This window comes from Pseudaminobacter sp. Soil_N_29, from assembly GCF_057656055.1.
Genome location: NZ_JBDGLC010000002.1, coordinates 81709 through 100520, shown reverse-complemented (window position 1 = coordinate 100520; position 18812 = coordinate 81709). Strand labels below are relative to the sequence as shown.

Genomic DNA, 18812 nt, shown 5'->3' with positions numbered 1-18812 from the left:
AATGCAGTCGAACTATGTCGTCTCAGCAATCGGGCTCAGAGCCCGCCGATTCTGCAGCACCCCGGCCGGAGTCGAGCTAGGGTTGAAATAAGGCAAGAACGTGTTTGCCACGCCATCATTTCGCCTGCTTTTCTGGAAAGGTCAATTCACCACGCATTACAATGTGTTACACGCGCACCCTTACATAGGTACCCGGCGCATCGCCAAGGGTGGGTGTGTGCGCGCCCGGGTGGCGCGCCGCAACCTTGCGGTTGTCTCGTTCCAAGATCCAGCTTTGCCAGTGCGGCCACCAGGAACCCGTGTTTTCCTGGGCGTTGGCAACCCATTCATCGAAGTCGCCCGCCGGTTTCCCGTTGGTCCAGTATTGATACTTGTTTTGCGCCGGCGGGTTCACGACGCCGGCGATGTGGCCGGATCCTGCCATCACATATTCCACCGGCCCGCCGAAATATCGGCAACCCAGAAACACCGATCGGGCCGGCGCGATGTGGTCTTCGCGGGCGGCAAGATTGTAGACGGGGATGGTCACGTCCCCCAGCGAGACGGTGCGGCCAGCCAGTTCCATGCGGCCGTGCGAAAGATTGTTCTCCAGATAGCAGTTGCGCAGGTAGAACGAGTGGTTGGCCGCGCTCATGCGCGTCGAATCCGCGTTCCAGTAGAGCAGGTCGAAGGGCAGGGGCTCCTTGCCGCGCATGTAGTTGTTCACCACGTAGGGCCAGATCAGGTCGCTCGAGCGCAGCATGTTGAAGGCAGTGGCCATCTTGTTGCCTTCCAGGTAGCCCTTGCCGCGCATCGAGCGCTCGAGCGCCGCGATCTGATCCTCGTCGACAAAGACCTTGAGGTCGCCGGCATGGGTGAAGTCCACCTGTGTGGTGAAGAAGGTGGCCGTCTTGATCCGCTCGTCGCCTTCCTGTGCCAGCAGCGCCAGCGCCGCGGCCAGAAGCGTGCCGCCGACGCAGTAGCCGATTGCGTTGACCTCGTGCTCGCCCGTGGCGGCCTCGACCGTATCGAGGCCATATTGCAACCCCTCCCGGATATAGGCTTCCCAGCCCTTCATGCCGTGCCGCTCGTCCGGATTGATCCAGGAGATCACGAACACCGTGTGGCCCTGTTCGACAGCCCAGCGGATGAAGGATTTCTGCGGGTTGAGGTCGAGGATGTAGAACTTGTTGATCCAGGGCGGGCAGATCAGCAGCGGGCGCTTCAATACCGTTTCGGTCGAAGGATCATATTGGATGATCTCGGCCACGTCGCTGCGCCCGACCACCTTGCCCGGCGTCATCGCCAGGTTGCGGCCGATCTCGAACTGCGAATGGTCGGACTGCCGCAGCTTCAGGTCGCCGCCGCCGGCCTGAATGTCCTCGGCCAGCATCTTCATGCCGCGCACCAGGTTCTCGCCATTGGAGGCGACGGTTTCGCGAAACAGCTCCGGGTTGGTGAGGATGAAGTTGGACGGCGACAGCGCGCTGGAAATCTGCCTGACGTAGAAGCTGGCCTTGTGGCGCGTATGCTCGTCCAGCCCGTCTGCGTGCTCGACCAGATCGGTCGCCCAGCGAGCGGTCACCAGATAGGCCTGCTTCAGGAAGTCGAAGAAGGCGTTGCGGCCCCATTCGGGGTCCTGGAAGCGCTTGTCGCCCTTGTCGGGGGCGACGCTCTCGCCTGCGCCCGCTTGTTCGCCGCCGCTCATGCGCAGGATCGCGCTCGACCAGACGTTCATGTATCCAGAAAACAACCTGGTCTGCGCTTCCAACGCTCGCGCGGGATCGGAAAGCCAGTACTCCGTGAGCTTGGAAAACGTCTTGACCATGTCGGCCATGGGTTCGGAGACGCTGTCGCGCAGTTCGCCGCGCTCGCGCGGCTCGATCCATGCCGAGGCAGCCTTGCCGGCCTGTTCGACCATGCGCGCGAGGTTGAGTGCGAAGCGTTCCGGGTCCTTGACCAGATACTGCTCGACCGAAGAGGCCTGCTCGCTATCGGTCTTGCCCGAATCGGCGGTCTTCGACATGGTTCCCGCTTGTCCTCCCGTGTCTTTTTACTACCATATTAAGATGTGATGCCCAAACGGGTCGAACAACACCGATGCCGACGTGTAATAGAGCTGCGGGGGAATTGATATGACAGGGCAAGCTCGGCTGGGCATTTTTTCCGCTTTGCGTCCGGGGTTTTTCGGCGCGGCCATGGGTTTGGCGCTGATCGCGCTTTCCGGCTGCACTACCCCGGAGGAAGTGGCGTTCACCGCTCCGCCATCGGGCCTGTCTTCGGGGCAGGCAAGGCAGACCGGCACCTTTCCGAACCTGAACATCCTGCCCCAGGTGGCGGCCAGCCAGATCAGCGAGGGCGAGAAGGCTGAAAAGCTGTCGGAATTGCAGGCGGCGCAAGCCTCTCAGGCCGCGGCCGGGCAGGGTAACGTGCCCAAGGACGAGGCCCTGTTGAAGAAGCTCGCCACGACTCACGGCAAGAAAACGCTGCAGGAAATCGAGGGCAAATGATGGCCTCGACCAGCCTCCGCATAGGGTATATACCGCGCCACACAAACTGATCGCTGGGCTGGCACTTCAATGGAAGAATTTCATAAGGTTCGTAGACTTCCACCCTACGTCTTCGAGCAGGTCAACCGTTTGAAGGCCAGCGCCCGAGCCAGGGGCGCCGATATCGTTGATCTGGGCATGGGCAATCCCGACCTGCCCACGCCCAAGGCCATCGTCGACAAGCTTTGCGAAGTCGTGCGCGATCCGCGCACGCATCGCTATTCTTCCTCGCGCGGTATTCCCGGCCTGCGCCGCGCCCAGGCCAATTATTATGCCCGCCGCTTCGGCGTGAAGCTCGATCCAGACACGCAGGTCGTCGCCACGCTCGGTTCCAAGGAAGGCTTCGCCAACATGGCGCAGGCCATCACCGCACCCGGCGACGTGGTGCTGTGCCCGAACCCGACCTATCCGATCCATGCCTTCGGCTTCATCATGTCGGGCGGCGTCATCCGCTCGCTGCAGGCCGAGCCCGACGATGGCTTCATCCCGGCGCTGGAGCGCGGCATGCGCCACTCCATCCCCAAGCCGCTGGCGCTGATCCTCAACTACCCGTCGAACCCGACGGCTCTGGTCGCCTCGCTCGACTTCTACAAGGACGTGGTCGCCTTCGCCCGCAAGCACGAGATCATCATCCTTTCCGACCTCGCCTATGCGGAGATCTATTTCGACGATACGCCGCCATCGGTGCTGCAGGTGCCGGGCGCGATGGACGTGACGGTCGAGTTCACCTCCATGTCGAAGACGTTTTCCATGCCGGGCTGGCGCATGGGTTTTGCCGTGGGCAACGAGCGCCTGATCGCGGCGCTGACGCGGGTGAAATCCTATCTGGACTACGGTGCCTTCACGCCGATCCAGGTGGCGGCGACCGCGGCCCTCAACGGCGACGGTTCCGACATCGCCGAGGTGCGCGACGTCTACCACAAGCGTCGTGATGTCATGGTGGACGCGTTCGGCCGCGCCGGATGGAACATTCCGGCCCCGGCCGCGACGATGTTTGCCTGGGCGCCCATTCCCGAGCAGTTCCGGCATCTCGGCTCGCTCGAATTCTCCAAGCTTCTGATCGAGAAGGCGGATGTGGCCGTTGCGCCGGGCATCGGCTTCGGCGAATACGGTGACGACCACGTGCGCATCGCGCTGGTCGAAAACGAACACCGCATCCGCCAGGCGGCGCGCAACATCAAGCGCTTCCTCTCGTCGGATGTCGACAAACCGGACAATGTGGTGCCCCTCGCGGCACAACGCTGAACGGATCCCACGAACACTCATCAAATAGCCAAGGGGACACTGCTGGCATGGCCGAAGCTTTGCGTATTGGAATAGCCGGGCTCGGCACTGTCGGCTCGTCCGTGGTGCGCGTTCTTAGCGAGAAGGCTGCCGAGCTCACCCGCCAGTGCGGCCGCGATATCGTGGTGACCGCCGTCTCGGCCCGAAACAAGTCGCGTGACCGCGGCATCGATCTCGGCGCTGCCACCTGGTTCGACGAGCCGCTCGAACTGGCCAAGAGCCCGGACATCGACGTCTTTGTCGAACTGATGGGCGGCGAGGACGGACCGGCGCTGGCCTGTGTGAAGGCGGCGCTTGAGGCGGGCAAGCATGTCGTGACTGCCAACAAGGCGCTGCTTTCGAAGCACGGCGTGGCGCTGGCGGAGATCGCCGAGAGCAAGGGCGTGCTGCTCAACTACGAGGCGGCGGTGGCGGGCGGCATTCCCATCATCAAGACCATGCGCGAGGCTATGGCGGGAAACACCGTGTCGCGCGTGCTCGGAATCCTCAACGGCACCTGCAACTATATCCTGACCCGCATGGAGGCCGAGGGCCTGTCCTTCGAGGCCTGCCTGAAGGACGCGCAGCGCCTGGGCTACGCGGAAGCTGACCCGACTTTCGACATCGAGGGCCACGACACCGCCCACAAGCTGTCCATCCTGACCAGCCTTGCGTTTGGCTGCAAGATCGCGGCCGACAGCATCTACATGGAAGGCATCAGCAACATCAGCCAGGCTGACATTCGCGCCGCGGCCGAACTCGGCTACCGCATCAAGTTGCTCGGCGTCGCCCAGCAGACCGAAAGCGGCATCGAACAGCGCGTGCACCCCACCATGGTGCCTACCTCATCGGTCATCGCGCAAGTGCATGGCGTGACCAACGCGGTCGCCGTCGAGACCGACATTCTGGGCGAACTGCTTCTGTCCGGCCCCGGCGCCGGCGGCAACGCCACCGCCTCGGCCGTCGTGGGCGACATTGCCGACATCGCCAAGAGCCGGCCAGGATTCCAGCACGGCCCCGTCTTCGGCCGCCCCGCCAAGGAGCTGAAGCCCTACAAGAAGGCGCAGATGCGCAGCCATGCCGGCGGCTATTTCATTCGCCTCACGGTGCACGACCGCGTCGGCGTGTTCGCCGGGGTCGCCAAGCGCATGGCCGACAACGACATTTCGCTGGAATCGATCGTCCAGCACGGTTCGAGCGCCGAGGGCGGCGACAGCAAAACCGTCATCCTCGTCACCCATGAGACGACCGAGGCGGCGGTGCGCAAGGCAGTGGAAGGCATCACCAAGGACGGTCATCTGGTCGATAAGCCGCAGGTCATTCGCATCGAGCGCGCTGACTGACGCCCGCCGCCGCAAGGCGGCCCCGCGTGAATCCGAAGCGGCGTGGACCGATGGGGCCGCGCCGCTTTTTACGTTTGGAGTATGCCCCTACGCCGGCTTCTACTCTCTTCGGCTAGGGACCGCCTTCGCTGCCCACACCTTAATCGATTGAGGTTTCGCCAGGTCGCAACAAGTGCACGTGGCGGGTCTTGCCGTTGTCATGTCACTTTGACACAAGGGTTCGGTAAGCGCCGATGACGGCGTAACCATCAGAATTCACGGGAATACTCAGCTATGGCGAAAAGAGACGCAGCCGGCCTCGACCGGATCCTCACCATGGAACTCGTGCGCGTGACCGAGCGCGCTGCCGTGGCAGCCGCAAGGCTGCGCGGGCGCGGCGACGAGAAGGCGGCCGACCAGGTTGCGGTCGACGCCATGCGCGCCGAGCTGAACCGCCTCGCCATCAAGGGCACCGTCGTCATCGGCGAAGGCGAGCGCGACGAGGCGCCGATGCTCTATATCGGCGAAGAGGTTGGTCTGGGCGACGGGCCCGAGGTCGATATCGCGCTCGACCCGCTGGAAGGCACAACCATCTGCGCCAAGAACCTGCCCAACGCGCTGGCCGTCATCGCCATCGCCGAGAAGGGCAGCCTGCTGTTTGCGCCTGACGTCTACATGGACAAGATCGCGGTCGGCCCCGGCTATGCCGACGGCGTCATCGACATCGACGCCTCGCCGGAAGACAATATCCACAGCCTCGCCAAGGCCAAGGGCGTGCCGGTGACCGAAGTTACCGCCTGCATCCTCGACCGCCCGCGTCACGCCAAGCTGATCGACGCCGTGCGCGGCACCGGCGCTGCCATCCGCCTCATCGGCGACGGCGACGTTGCCGGCGTCATCCACACCACCAACCCGGAAGAGACCGGCATCGACATCTACATGGGCACTGGCGGTGCGCCGGAGGGCGTTCTGGCTGCTGCTGCGCTGCGCTGCACCGGCGGCCAGATCCAGGGACGCCTGCTGCTCGATACGCCGGAGAAGGTCGCGCGCGCGGCCAAGATGGGCATCTCCGATCCCAACAAGGTCTATCGCACCGAGGAAATGGCGCGCGGCGACGTGCTGTTTGCCGCCACCGGCGTCACCGACGGCAACATGCTTGCCGGCGTGAAGTTCGGCCGCAACTTCATCACCACCGACACGATCGTGCTGCGCTCGTCCTCGCTCACGGTGCGCTCGATCAAGGCCCGCCACCAGGATCTGGAGAAGTTCCAGTAATTCCCGGCGGACTTTCCACGGCTTCGATGCCGCAGCCTGTTTGGCTTTGCCGCACGATCCCTTATCCTGCATTCAAGGATAGGGGATCTGGGGACGCATGACAGCCGAAAAGCGTTTCTTTCTGGGCGTCAGGCGCTCGGCGACCGGGCTTGCCTGGGAGCACAGGCTCAATGAACGCCAGGAGATGACGGCGCTCGCCATTGCCCAGGGGCATGGCGTGCCCGACATCGTGGCCCGCGTGCTGGCCGGGCGCGGGGTTGCCGCTGACGACACGCAGCGCTTTCTTGATCCGACCATCCGCGACCTGCTTCCGAACCCGGCAACCTTCACCGACATGGAGAAGGCGGCGGAGCGCATCGCCGCGGCGATAGTGCGTCGCGAGAGCGTGGCTATCTTCGGCGATTACGATGTCGACGGCGCGGCGTCCTCCGCGCTGCTGAAGCGATTCCTGGCGCATTACGGCGTCGAGGCCGAGATCTACATTCCCGACCGCATCTTCGAAGGCTACGGGCCGAACCCGGATGCCATGCGCGAGCTGGTGTCGCGTGGGGCGCGCCTGATCGTCACGGTCGACTGCGGCACCAACAGCGCAGCCGCAATCGAAGCGGCGCGCGAGGCCGGCGCCGATGTCGTCGTGCTCGATCACCATCAAGTGGGCGGCCCGCTGCCGGAGGTGGCCGTCGCCATCGTCAATCCCAACCGCGAGGACGACCTGTCGGGCCAGGGGCATCTATGTGCCGCCGGCGTGGTGTTCCTGGCGCTGGTGCAGACGGCCAAGGTGCTGCGCAACGCGCGCCCCGACCTGCCGCACATCGATCTCCTGTCGATGCTCGACCTAGTGGCGCTCGCGACCGTCTGCGACGTGGTGCCGTTAACCGGCGTCAACCGGGCCTTCGTTGTCAAGGGCCTCGTCGCCATCCGCCAGCAGCGCAATGTTGGGCTGGGCGCTCTTGCTCGCGTCTCGCGCATAGGCGAACCGATCAACAGTTTTCATCTCGCCTTTCTCATCGGTCCCCGCATCAATGCCGGCGGCCGCATTGGCGATGCAGCACTCGGCAGCCGCTTGCTTGCCACCGACGACCCCGTCGAGGCGGGCAAGATTGCCGAGACGCTCGACCGCCTGAACCAGGAGCGACAGGCGATGGAGCAGGAGATGCTGGCCGAGGCGCGCGCCGAGGCCGATGCGGAACTTCTCGGCGGGCAGGGGCCTGCCGTCATGGTCACCGCCAGCGCGAAATGGCACCCGGGCATCGTGGGCCTTCTGGCTTCCCGGCTGAAGGATCATGCGCGGCGCCCCGCCTTCGCCATCGCCTTCAATGCCAATGGCGTCGGCACCGGCTCGGGTCGCTCCATCCCCGGCTTCGACCTCGGACGGCTGGTGCGTGAGGCGCATGAGCGCGGACTGATCGTGAAGGGCGGCGGCCATGCCATGGCGGCCGGCATCACGGTGGAGCGCGAGAAACTTGGCGCGCTGCGCGCCTTCTTCGAGGAACACGCCGCGTCCGACGTCTTCCGCCTGCAAAGCGAGGAAAGCCTGCCCATCGACGCCGCGCTTGCCGCTGATGGCGCAACCACGAACCTGCTCGACACGCTTGAGCGCGCCGGCCCCTTCGGCTCCGGCCATGTCGCGCCGGTCTTCGTGCTGCCGCGCCACAAGCTGGTGGATGCGCGGCTGGTGGGCACCTCGCACATCCGCGCGGACCTGCGCTCGGATGGCGGCGGCCGCATCCAAGCGATCGCCTTCCGCGCGGTGGATACGGCCTTGGGGGATTTCCTGTTCAAGAGCCGCGGCGGCACGGTGCATCTCGCCGGCTCGCTGTCCTCAAACTATTGGAACGGCAACAGAAGCGTGCAATTCCGCATCATCGATGCGGCGCTGGCCTGATCAGGCCAGAACCGTCTGCAGCCGCTCCAGCTCCCCGAGCTGCGCCTGCGTGGCCTCGTAGCCCAGGCGGATCGCCTCGTCTGCGCGGTGAAATTCCGCGAGGCCGATATGGCCGAGCTTGGGCTGGAGCGAGAGGTCCGGCGGGTCGCCGGCAAGCCGCGCCCGGGAAATACGGTCCTGGATGATGTTGAAGGCTTCCACCATCACGCCGGTGATGCCGAGCCGGCTCTCGCGCGAATAGGCGTTGAGCTGGCGCGAGCCGCCAGCGGGCGCGTCGGCCTCGACCAGAAGTTCGCCGGCGCTGTGCTTGATCACGGCTGCGCGCCCGAACAGGTCGTAGTGCAGGTTCACCGCCACCACCAGCCGCTGCTCATAGGCGCGGCAGACCGAAACCGGCACGGGATTGACCAGCGCGCCATCGACCAGAATGCGCTTGTTGGCCAGTACCGGCTCGAACACGCCGGGCAGGGCGTAGGATGCGCGCATGGCGGTTATCAGCGAGCCGCTGGACAGCCATATCTCATGGCCGGTGCGGATCTCGGAGGCGACGCAGACGAAGGGCTTTGGCAGGTCCTCGAAGCGCAGGCCGGAAAGATGTTCCTGCATGCGTGCTGTCAGCTTCATGCCGCCCAGCAGCCCGCTGCCTCCGAGGCGGAAGTCGAGCAGGCCGAAGATGCGCCGCTTGGTCAGGTTGCGGGCGAACTCCTCCAGTTCGTCCAGCTTGCCGGCGAGATAGCAGCCGCCGACCAGCGCGCCGATCGAGGTGCCGGCGATCATGTCGATCTCGATGCCCGCCTCGTCCAGCGCGCGCAGCACGCCGATATGGGCCCAGCCGCGCGCCGCGCCGCCGCCAAGGGCGAGTGAAATTCCGGATTTCTTTGCGGGTTGTGGGTCGGAAAGTCCGCCCGACGAGGCGGGACCGTTGGCCTCCCTCACATCTGGCCTATTGCGCAGTGACGCCCATTCGAGCATCGCAATCTCCATCTTCCCACGCCTAAGTTAGGCGGGGGGCGTATCGAAAGAATGAATCTTCCCTTTTTCTGGCCGAGAGGCCGACGCCTATTATGTGGCGCCTTGATATGTCCTTTTCACGTCGAAAAGCGGTTCGGTGCCATCACCTGTTAGAACGACGCCGCCGTCCTTGCGTTCCACCTTTCGATAGAAGCAGGAGCGTCGTCCGGTATGGCAGGTTGAATCGTGACCCGACACATTTACGCGCAGCCAAACGGCATCCTGGTCGCAATCAGTGCGCATCTCGACCACGCGCTGGAAATTGCCGGATGTCTCGCCCTTCTTCCAGAGCGACTTGCGCGAGCGCGACCAGTAGTGCGCGATGCCGGTCTCGATGGTGAGCGCCAGCGCCTCGGCGTTCATATGCGCCACCATCAAGAGCACGCCGTCGCTGGCGTCCGTCACCACGGCCGTCACCAGCCCGTTGGCGTCGAAGAGCGGCGCAAAGACTTCGCCCTCTTCGAGCGCCTTCTTGTCGGTCGGAGTTTTGGGGAATTCAAGCGCGGACATCGCCGGCTCCCTGTCTCGCGAAGCCGGCGGCCAGCCGCCCGGCTTATTTGCTGCCGTGGCGCACCATGGTCATGAAGCGCAGCTGTTCTTCGGGGCTGTCCTTGAACACGCCGGTAAAGGTCGAGGTCAGGGTGGTGGAGCCCTGCTTGCGGATGCCGCGCATGGCCATGCACATATGCTCGGCCTCGATCATCACCGCCACGCCGCGCGGGTTGAGCACATCCTGGATGACGTTGGCGATCTGCGCCGTCATGGCTTCCTGCGTCTGCAGGCGATGGGCGAAGATGTCGACCACCCGCGCGATCTTGGAGAGGCCAACGACCCTGCCGTCCGGCAGGTAGCCGACATGGGCCCGGCCGATGATCGGCACCATGTGGTGCTCGCAATGCGAATGGAACTCGATATCCCGTACCAGCACGAGGTCGTCGTAGCCGGCCACTTCTTCGAACGTGCGGCCGAGCTCTTCTGCCGGGCACATATCGTAGCCGTTGAACATCTCGAGAAACGCCTTGGCCACGCGCTTCGGCGTGTCGATCAGGCCCTCGCGGTCCGGGTTGTCGCCGGTCCAGCGCAGCAGCGTTCGCACCGCCGCCTCGACTTCCGCCTGGTCTGGCCTGTCGGTCGCCGGCTTTTCGAGGTATTCGGATTTCGGCATCAATTTCTTGATCACGGCGTCCATGAAAGGTGTCTCCCGTAGTCCCACTCAGAGGAGGGACGAGTTGAACGGACCACAGCCTTTAACGGGATGTCGGAGAGTCCGGCCCGAAAGCGGCGTGACGGAAATCCGAGCGGGCAGGGCGCTGCCTTGCCGTTGTCGGATCATGAGCATTATATAAGGGTTAGCGGCACGAATGAAAGATGCCGAAACGGCACAGGCTGTTTCCGAAACGGCGACGGGTTGGAAAATCATGATCGATGACGTCTACAATGCGAAAATTCTTGGCTTCGCAGGTAATATTGCACGGATCGGTCGGCTTGAGCACCCCGATGCCACCGCGACCGCACACTCAAAGTTGTGCGGATCGACCGTGACCGTCGATCTCAAGATGGAAGACGGCGTCGTGACCGATTTCGCACATGACGTGAAGGCCTGCGCGCTCGGCCAGGCCTCATCCTCGATCATGGCCGCCAATGTGGTGGGCGCCAGCGCTGACGAGTTGCGGCATGTGCGCGAGACCATGCTGAAGATGCTCAAGGAAAACGGCCCGCCGCCGCAAGGTCGCTTCGCCGACCTGAAATATCTGGAGCCCGTGCGCGACTACAAGGCGCGCCATGCCTCGACCATGCTGACCTTCGACGCGGTCGTCGACTGCGTCGGCCAGATCGAGAAGAGGCTCGCCGAAGCGGCTGCCTGAAAGCGATTCCGCAGCTGGAAAGACAAGCGCCGGCCCATTGCGAGCCGGCGCTTTTGTTTCAGGCAAGCAGATCGCGCACCATCGGCACCACCTTGGTGCCGTAGAGCTCGATTGAGCGCATCATCTTTTCATGCGGCAGCGGCCCGGACGAGTATTTCATCTGGAAACGCGAGATGCCGAGCGCCTTGACCGTCGCGGCGATCTTGCGGGCCACCGTTTCCGGCGAGCCGACATAGAGCGAGCCGAGATCGGCCTCCGAATTGAACGCGGCCTGCGTGGTCGGCGGCCAGCCACGCTCGGCGCCAATGCGGTCGTGCATCTTCTTGTAGTTAGGCCACAGTTCCTCGCGCGCCTGCTCGTCCGTGTCGGCGACATAACCCGGCGAATGCACGCCGATCGGCTGCCTTTGGCCGCCGAGTTGGTCGATAGCCCGGTAATAGAGGTCGACAAAGGGGCGGAAACGCTTCGGATCGCCGCCGATGATGGCAAGGATCATGGGCAGGTTGTAGCGCGCCGCGCGCACCACCGATTCGGGGCTGCCGCCCACGCCGATCCAGGTCCTGAGCGATCCGGATTCGGTCGGGGGGTAGACGCGCTGGTCGTTGAGTGGCGGCCGCGTCGAGCCCTGCCAGCTGACAGGCCCGCCCTTCAACAGCCCCGCGAACAGGTCGAGCTTTTCGGTGAAGAGCGTCTCGTAGTCGTTGAGCCGGAAGCCGAACAGCGGGAAGGATTCGGTGAAGGAACCGCGGCCGAGGATCACCTCGGCGCGCCCGTTCGACAGGGCGTCGACCGTGGAGAAGCGCTGGAAAACGCGGATCGGGTCGTCCGAACTCAACACCGTGACCGCCGAGCCGAGCTTGATGCGCTCGGTGCGTGCCGCAATCGCCGCCAGCACCGTTTCCGGTGTCGATACAGCAAAATCGTCGCGGTGATGCTCGCCTACGCCGATGAAGTCGATGCCGATCTGGTCGGCCAGCACGGCCTCGTCCACGACGTTGCGGATGACCTGTGCCTGCGGCAGAAGCTGGCCGTCGGCGCCGGCGGTGACGTCGCCGAACGTATCGAGCCCGGATTCTATCTTGTCCGACATGGTGTCCCTCTGCATTGAGCGCCGGATGATTGCCCGGCGACGAGGATAGCGCAATCGCCCGCAGTTGCTCATTAACGGTGGGGTGGGACGATCAATTCGAAATTGCACATAAGCGACTTAATGACCGCTTCACATCGCTCGGCCGACTACGGACTGTTCACGTCAGGTTGACGACCTTGCGAACACATCTAGCATTTCACCGAAACATTGCGAAACCCCGCAGGGCGGGCCATCTACAGCGCATGAGTTTCTCTTTTAGGAAAGACGGACGATGAGCGACCGCGCCTGTAATCATCGGCACGGTGAAGAGCGCGAGCGCAAGAAGGGTCCCGTCGCCCAAGGGCGGAACTGGTCCGGTCCTTGGTCGAAAACGCCCGGGCGCGTTCTAGGGGTGTCACTGGTGCGCCTCTATCAGCTCACGCTGTCCGGGTTTGTCGGCAATTCCTGCCGGCATCTGCCTACTTGCTCGGAATATGCCTATGAGGCCATCGCCCGGCACGGCCTGTGGGCCGGCGGCTGGATGGGACTGTTCCGGGTCATGCGCTGCGGCCCCTGGGGCACCCACGGCATCGACCGTGTTCCGGAGATATTGCAACAGCGCTATCGCTGGTACACGCCCTGGCGCTACTGGCACATTGGCAAGGCGCCGCAGGGGCATTCCTGACGCTCGGTGCTTTACGACGCGCCAAACTCACCCTAAAAGACCGCTCGCCGCCGGATGCGAAAATCCGGCATCACCACCCGCGCTCGTTTGCGGGACTGGATATGGAGAAGAGCTTTGCTGAATTCTGTTTCCCTTACATTTCCCGATGGTTCCGTCCGCGAATACGAAGCGGCGATGACCGGCATGGGCCTGGCCGAGTCGATTTCCAAGTCGCTGGCCAAGAAGGCGGTGGCCTACGCCATCGACGGCGAACTGCGCGATCTGTCCGACCCGCTCGGCAAGTCCGGCAAGGTCGAGATCGTCACTCGTGACGATCCGCGCGCGCTGGAACTGATCCGCCACGATGCCGCTCACGTGCTGGCCGAGGCCGTGCAGGAACTGTGGCCGGGAACCCAGGTCACCATTGGCCCGGTGATCGAGAATGGTTTCTACTACGATTTTTCCCGCAACGAGCCCTTCACGCCGGAGGATTTTCCCGCCATCGAGAAGAAGATGCGCGAGATCATCGCCCGCAACAGGCCCTTCACCAAGGAGGTCTGGGACCGCGAGAAGGCCAGGCAGGTCTTCCGCGACAAGGGCGAGGCCTACAAGGTCGAGCTGATCGACGCCATTCCCGAGGATCAGGACCTCAAGATCTACTCGCAGGGCGAGTGGTTCGACCTCTGCCGCGGCCCGCACATGGCCTCGACCGGCCAGATCGGCAACGCGTTCAAGCTGATGAAGGTGGCCGGCGCCTATTGGCGCGGCGACGCCAACAACCCGATGCTGACGCGCATCTACGGCACCGCCTGGGCCGACCAGGCGCAGCTCGACCAGTATCTCCACATGCTGGAAGAGGCCGAGAAGCGCGATCACCGTCGCCTCGGCCGCGAGATGGACCTGTTCCACTTCCAGGAAGAAGGTCCGGGCGTGGTCTTCTGGCACGCCAAGGGCTGGAAGATGTTCCAGAACCTCGTGTCCTACATGCGCCGCCGCCTCGACCAGCAGGGCTATCAGGAAGTCAACGCGCCGCAGGTGCTCGACAAGAGCCTGTGGGAGACTTCGGGCCACTGGGGCTGGTATCGCGACGCCATGTTCAAGGTCACGGTCGCTGGTGACGACACCGACGACGACCGCGTCTTCGCGCTCAAGCCCATGAACTGCCCGGGTCACGTGCAGATCTTCAAGCATGGCTTGAAGTCCTACCGCGATCTGCCGATCAAGCTTGCCGAATTCGGCAACGTCCATCGCTACGAGCCATCCGGCGCGCTGCATGGGCTGATGCGCGTGCGCGGCTTCACGCAGGACGATGCGCACATCTTCTGCACCGAGGACCAACTCGCCGAAGAGTGCCTGCGCATCAACGATCTGATCCTGTCGACCTATGCCGATTTCGGCTTCGACGAGATCAGCGTGAAGCTCTCGACGCGACCGGACAAGCGCGTGGGCTCCGACGAGGCGTGGGACCACGCAGAGGAGATTATGTCCAACGTTCTGGAGACGATCCGGACCCGTTCGGGCAACCGCATCAAGACGTCGATCAATCCGGGCGAGGGCGCCTTCTACGGGCCGAAGTTCGAATATGTGCTGAAGGACGCCATCGGCCGCGAATGGCAGTGCGGCACCACGCAGGTCGACTTCAACCTGCCGGAACGCTTCGGCGCCTTCTACATCGGCAACGATTCGGAGAAGAAGCAGCCGGTGATGATCCACCGCGCCATCTGCGGCTCGATGGAGCGCTTCCTCGGCATCCTGATCGAGAACTATGCGGGCCACTTTCCGCTGTGGTTCGCACCGCTGCAGGTGGTGGTGGCGACGATCACCTCGGACGCCGATGAATATGCCGAGAGCGTGGTCAAGCGGCTCAAGGCGGCCGGCCTGTCGGCCGAGGCCGACCTGCGCAACGAGAAGATCAACTACAAGGTCCGCGAGCATTCGCTGGCCAAGGTTCCGGTCATCCTCGTCTGCGGCAAGCGCGAGGCGGAGGAAGCGACGGTCAACATCCGCCGCCTCGGCTCGCGCGACCAGCAGTCCATGACGCTGGACGAGGCGGTCGCCGCCCTTGCCGACGAGGCTATCACGCCGGATCGTCGCCGCGCCCTGCAGGGCTGAGGCGCCGGCCATCAACAGCGATTACTAAAAAGGCGGAGCGATCATCGCTCCGCCTTTGTTTTTCTGGTCCGTTTTTGCGGGCCCAGCCGCTCAGTCTTCGTTCGCCTTCACGATCACGCCAAGCGTCTTTGGCAGCTCGAGCGGCGCAGACATCGCGCTGGCCGCCAGCAGCGCGAACGGCACCGGCGAGGCCGGAGCGGCCTTGATCTCGATGCTCTGCGGATCGTCCAGGAATTTATTGACCGCCGCAGTGATCTGGCCGGAAAGCTCCGGGTTGTTGAGCTGTGCGGTCATGAACGGCAGGATGGCCTTGGTCTGGTTGGCGACGTCGGACGGCTTCACGCCCTGCTGTTCGGCAAGGTAGTTCAGCACCTTGCCGACCAGCGAAGCATCGTCATAGCGCAGGCTGGCGCCCTGGAAGGTCAGTTGCTGCATCAGCCCCAGCATGGCGAACCCCTGCGCTGTGTTGTCAGCGCCTTCGGGCAACTCGGCCATCTTCTTCTGCACGTCCTGCAACGACTTCATGAAGGCAAGCGTGTAGCCGCCGATGTCGAAGCTCATGCCGAACGTGCCGGCGTTCTCGACCGTCACGTCATATTGCGAAAGCGCCAGCCGGCCGTCGGTCGGCTGCCACAGGCCGGCCATTTCAATGGAGCCGCTGATCTGCTGGTAGCCGAGGCTGTCCAGCACCTTGCGCGTGTCGCGGTCGTCAATGGTGGTCAGGTCGGCGGAGAAACCTTCCGCCGAACCGGTGAATTCCATCGCCTTGCCATCCTTTGGCGGCGTGATTTCCATCGACAGGTTGGAGAGCGTGAACACGTCCTTGTCGTCTGCCTTGATTTCGATGCTGGCCAGTTCCGCCCCTTCATACATCATCACCGACCCAAGTGGATCGGTCGATCCGGCGGCCGGCAGAACCACGCCCGAGAGCACCAGCGAGCTGATGTCGACGGAACTCTTTTCATCGGCGAAGTGGTACGGCTCGGTGGTGATCGTTTCGATCTTGTAGCCGCCGTCGGCCTCGCTCACCCCCTCGAGGGTCAGCTTGCCGATCGAAAAGCGTCCCTTCTCGCCGGGAACGCCGAAGGACACGCCGTCGAGCACCATCTCGGAGGCCCCGCCGCCGACGGACTTCCAGTCGATGTCCATGCTTTGCGCGGCAAGAAGCTGCTTCAGGCGGGAGGCAACCTCGGTCGCGTCCTGCGCATGAGCGCCCTGCAGCGAAGCGGCAATGAAAACGGTCGAAAATGCGAGCTTGTAAAAAGCTGGACGGAACATCGTCATCTTGTGATCCTTGAGATCGGGAAATGCATGAACGTTGCTTCTCGCGTTGGGGCAGGCGCGGGAGGATGAGGTATTTCGCACAGAATGCTCAAAAAAGTATGCAAAAGGCAATTGAAAGAACGGTGCAGGTGGTCCGCGTTCGAGGCTGGGACTGATGGGCTTGCACTTTTGCTACAATTCGCCCACTTGCTGCGAATCAGCCGGTCGGATAACCGAAAACCATGGGAAAAGGGCTTTTGCCGCCGGGCTCCGGCGATGGCGATCATATTGAACCGGTCGATCTGAAGAAGGCGCTGGAAGAGCGCTATCTTGCCTATGCGTTGTCGACCATCATGCACCGTGCGCTTCCGGACGTGCGCGACGGGCTTAAACCCGTGCACCGCCGCATCATGCATGCGATGCGGCTGTTGCGGCTCAACCCCGACCAGGGCTTTGCCAAGTGCGCCCGCATCGTGGGCGAGGTGATGGGCAAGTTCCATCCGCACGGGGACCAGTCGATCTATGACGCGCTGGTGCGCCTGGCGCAGGATTTCGCGGTCCGCTATCCGCTGGTCGACGGGCAGGGCAATTTCGGCAACATCGACGGCGATAACGCCGCGGCCATGCGCTACACCGAAGCGCGCATGACGGAAGTGTCGGTGGCGCTGCTGGAGGGCATCACCGAGGATGCCGTCGACTATCGGCCAACCTACAACGAGGAAGACGAGGAGCCGGTGGTGCTGCCGGGCGCCTTCCCCAACCTGCTTGCCAACGGTTCGTCGGGCATCGCGGTCGGCATGGCCACATCGATCCCGCCGCACAACGCCGCCGAGCTCTGCACGGCTGCGCTCCACCTGATCGATCATCCCGACGCCACCGTCGACGACCTCATCAGCAAGGAGCCCGGCGACGGGCTGGTGCAAGGGCCGGATTTCCCCACTGGCGGCATCATCATCGACAACCGCGCCTCGATCCTCGAGGCATACGAGACCGGCAGGGGCTCGTTCCGCGTGCGTGCCCGTTACACCGTCGAGGACCAGGGCCGCGGCACCTGGAACATCGTCGTCACCGAGATTCCCTACCAGGTGCAGAAGGCGCGGCTGATCGAGAAGATCGCCGAGCTTCTGGTGGCGCGCAAGCTGCCGCTCCTGGAAGATATCCGTGACGAGAGTGCGGAAGACATCCGCCTCGTGCTGGTGCCCAAGAGCCGCACCGTCGACCCCGGCCTGCTGATGGAATCGCTGTTCAAGCTCACCGAGCTCGAGAGCCGTTTCCCGCTCAACATGAACGTGCTGTCGCGCGGCAAGGTGCCCAACGTTCTGTCGCTGAAGACCGTTCTTCAGGAGTGGCTGGAGCACCGCAAGGAGGTGCTGGTGCGCCGCTCCAGGCATCGCCTGGCCGAGATCGAGCGCCGGCTGGAAATCCTCGCCGGCTACCTCATCGCCTATCTCAATCTCGACGAGGTGATCCGCATCATCCGGGAAGAGGACGAGCCCAAGCAGGTGATGATGGCCCGCTGGGCGCTCACCGACACCCAGGCCGAGGCGATCCTCAACATGCGGCTGCGCGCGTTGCGCAAGCTGGAAGAGATCGAGATCCGCAAGGAGCACGATGCTCTCAGCGCCGAGAAGTCCGAGATCGAGCAACTGCTGGCTTCTGACGCCAGACAGTGGAAGACCATCGCCTGGCAGGTCCACGAGGTGCGCCGCGATTTCGGACCCGAGGAAAACCCGGCACTCGGCAAGCGCCGCACCACCTTCGCCGATGCCCCCGACCACGATCTGAGCGACATCCAGAACGCGATGATCGAGAAGGAGCCGGTTACTGTCGTCATCTCCGAAAAGGGCTGGCTGCGGGCCATGAAGGGCCACCTCAACGACCATTCGCTGTTCAGCTTCAAGGAAGGTGACGGGCTCAAGCTCGCCTTCCACGCGCAAACCACCGACAAGGTCCTGGTCTTCACCACCGGCGGCAAGTTCTACACCATCGGCGTCGACCGCTTGCCGGGCGGCCGCGGCCATGGCGAGCCTATCCGCATCATCGTCGACATGGAGAACGACCAGGACATCGTCACCGCCTTCGTCCACGATCCGTCGCGCAAGCTGCTGCTGGTCTCAAACGATGGTAACGGTTTCGTGGTGCCCGAGCAGGATGTCGTGGCCAACACCCGCAAGGGCAAGCAGGTCATGAACGTCAAGTCGCCCGACGAGGCCAAGCGCTGCTTGCTGGTGACGGGCGACCACGTCGCCATCGTCGGCGACAACCGCAAGATGCTGGTGTTCCCGCTGTCCGAAATCCCGGAAATGACCCGCGGGAAGGGCGTGCGCCTGCAGCGCTACAAGGATGGTGGCGTTCTCGACATCAAGCTTTTTGCCATGGCCGACGGGCTGACCTGGCAGGATTCGGCCGAGCGCACCTTCGTGCGCAGCCGCGAAGAACTGATGGAGTGGATCGGCAACCGCGCCGCCGCCGGCCGCATGGTGCCCAAGGGCTTTCCGCGCACCGGCAAGTTCGGCAACTAGAGCATTTTGCAGCCGAGCGGAATCGCCTGGCGT

The 18812-nt window shown here is 63.8% G+C and carries 15 protein-coding genes; 9 read left to right on the top strand and 6 right to left on the bottom strand.

The annotated features are described in order from the left end of the window. Nucleotides 1–166 precede the first annotated feature (166 nt). Nucleotides 167–2005, bottom strand: coding sequence for a class I poly(R)-hydroxyalkanoic acid synthase (gene phaC, locus AC3A4H_RS06470; protein WP_487765970.1), 1839 nt, complete (start codon nt 2003–2005; stop codon nt 167–169). A gap of 178 nt (nt 2006–2183) precedes the next feature. Between phaC and AC3A4H_RS06465 the strand changes: the two genes are divergently transcribed. The 5 genes from AC3A4H_RS06465 (at nt 2184) to recJ (ending at nt 8273) form a co-directional block, all read left to right on the top strand. After that, on the top strand, nt 2184–2489 hold the full coding sequence (locus tag AC3A4H_RS06465; protein ID WP_487765969.1) for a hypothetical protein: 306 nt from the start codon (nt 2184–2186) through the stop codon (nt 2487–2489). A 69-nt stretch (nt 2490–2558) separates the two neighbouring features. Continuing rightward, complete coding sequence (locus tag AC3A4H_RS06460; RefSeq protein WP_487765968.1) at nt 2559–3773, top strand: LL-diaminopimelate aminotransferase; 1215 nt, start codon at nt 2559–2561, stop codon at nt 3771–3773. Nucleotides 3774–3820: 47 nt separating this feature from the next. Then, nucleotides 3821–5134: a homoserine dehydrogenase gene (locus tag AC3A4H_RS06455; protein ID WP_487765967.1), complete on the top strand. Its 1314-nt coding sequence runs from the start codon at nt 3821–3823 to the stop codon at nt 5132–5134. 273 nt (nt 5135–5407) lie between these two features. Continuing rightward, entirely contained in the window at nt 5408–6388 is a 981-nt protein-coding gene (gene glpX, locus AC3A4H_RS06450; RefSeq protein WP_348776951.1) for a class II fructose-bisphosphatase, read from the top strand. A gap of 97 nt (nt 6389–6485) precedes the next feature. Beyond that, nucleotides 6486–8273: a single-stranded-DNA-specific exonuclease RecJ gene (recJ, locus tag AC3A4H_RS06445; protein WP_487765966.1), complete on the top strand. Its 1788-nt coding sequence runs from the start codon at nt 6486–6488 to the stop codon at nt 8271–8273. Here recJ and AC3A4H_RS06440 read toward each other — a convergent pair whose 3' ends face one another. The 3 genes from AC3A4H_RS06440 to folE all read right to left on the bottom strand — a co-directional run bounded on the left by AC3A4H_RS06440 (nt 8274) and on the right by folE (nt 10473). After that, entirely contained in the window at nt 8274–9245 is a 972-nt protein-coding gene (locus tag AC3A4H_RS06440) for a patatin-like phospholipase family protein (protein ID WP_487766340.1), read from the bottom strand. It abuts the gene before it with no gap. Nucleotides 9246–9335: 90 nt separating this feature from the next. After that, nucleotides 9336–9794, bottom strand: a complete 459-nt coding sequence (gene hisI / locus AC3A4H_RS06435; protein ID WP_487765965.1) for a phosphoribosyl-AMP cyclohydrolase — start codon at nt 9792–9794, stop codon at nt 9336–9338. A 43-nt stretch (nt 9795–9837) separates the two neighbouring features. Further along, nucleotides 9838–10473: a GTP cyclohydrolase I FolE gene (folE, locus tag AC3A4H_RS06430; RefSeq protein ID WP_487765964.1), complete on the bottom strand. Its 636-nt coding sequence runs from the start codon at nt 10471–10473 to the stop codon at nt 9838–9840. Between the two features lie 229 nt (nt 10474–10702). Between folE and AC3A4H_RS06425 the strand changes: the two genes are divergently transcribed. Continuing rightward, nucleotides 10703–11149, top strand: a complete 447-nt coding sequence (locus AC3A4H_RS06425) for an iron-sulfur cluster assembly scaffold protein (protein WP_487765963.1) — start codon at nt 10703–10705, stop codon at nt 11147–11149. 58 nt (nt 11150–11207) lie between these two features. On the opposite strand, the gene AC3A4H_RS06420 is transcribed toward AC3A4H_RS06425, so the two are convergent. Continuing rightward, nucleotides 11208–12239 carry an LLM class flavin-dependent oxidoreductase gene (locus tag AC3A4H_RS06420; RefSeq protein ID WP_487765962.1) on the bottom strand — a complete coding sequence of 344 codons (1032 nt, stop codon included), beginning with the start codon at nt 12237–12239 and terminating at the stop codon, nt 11208–11210. Nucleotides 12240–12510: 271 nt separating this feature from the next. On the opposite strand from AC3A4H_RS06420, the gene yidD reads away from it, so the two are divergent. Next, entirely contained in the window at nt 12511–12903 is a 393-nt protein-coding gene (gene yidD / locus AC3A4H_RS06415; protein WP_487765961.1) for a membrane protein insertion efficiency factor YidD, read from the top strand. Nucleotides 12904–13017: 114 nt separating this feature from the next. Beyond that, nucleotides 13018–14994, top strand: coding sequence for a threonine--tRNA ligase (gene thrS / locus AC3A4H_RS06410; RefSeq protein WP_487765960.1), 1977 nt, complete (start codon nt 13018–13020; stop codon nt 14992–14994). Between the two features lie 90 nt (nt 14995–15084). Here thrS and AC3A4H_RS06405 read toward each other — a convergent pair whose 3' ends face one another. Next, on the bottom strand, nt 15085–16278 hold the full coding sequence (locus tag AC3A4H_RS06405; RefSeq protein ID WP_487765959.1) for a hypothetical protein: 1194 nt from the start codon (nt 16276–16278) through the stop codon (nt 15085–15087). A 221-nt stretch (nt 16279–16499) separates the two neighbouring features. On the opposite strand from AC3A4H_RS06405, the gene parC reads away from it, so the two are divergent. Then, complete coding sequence (gene parC / locus AC3A4H_RS06400) at nt 16500–18779, top strand: DNA topoisomerase IV subunit A (RefSeq protein WP_487765958.1); 2280 nt, start codon at nt 16500–16502, stop codon at nt 18777–18779. Nucleotides 18780–18812 lie beyond the last annotated feature (33 nt).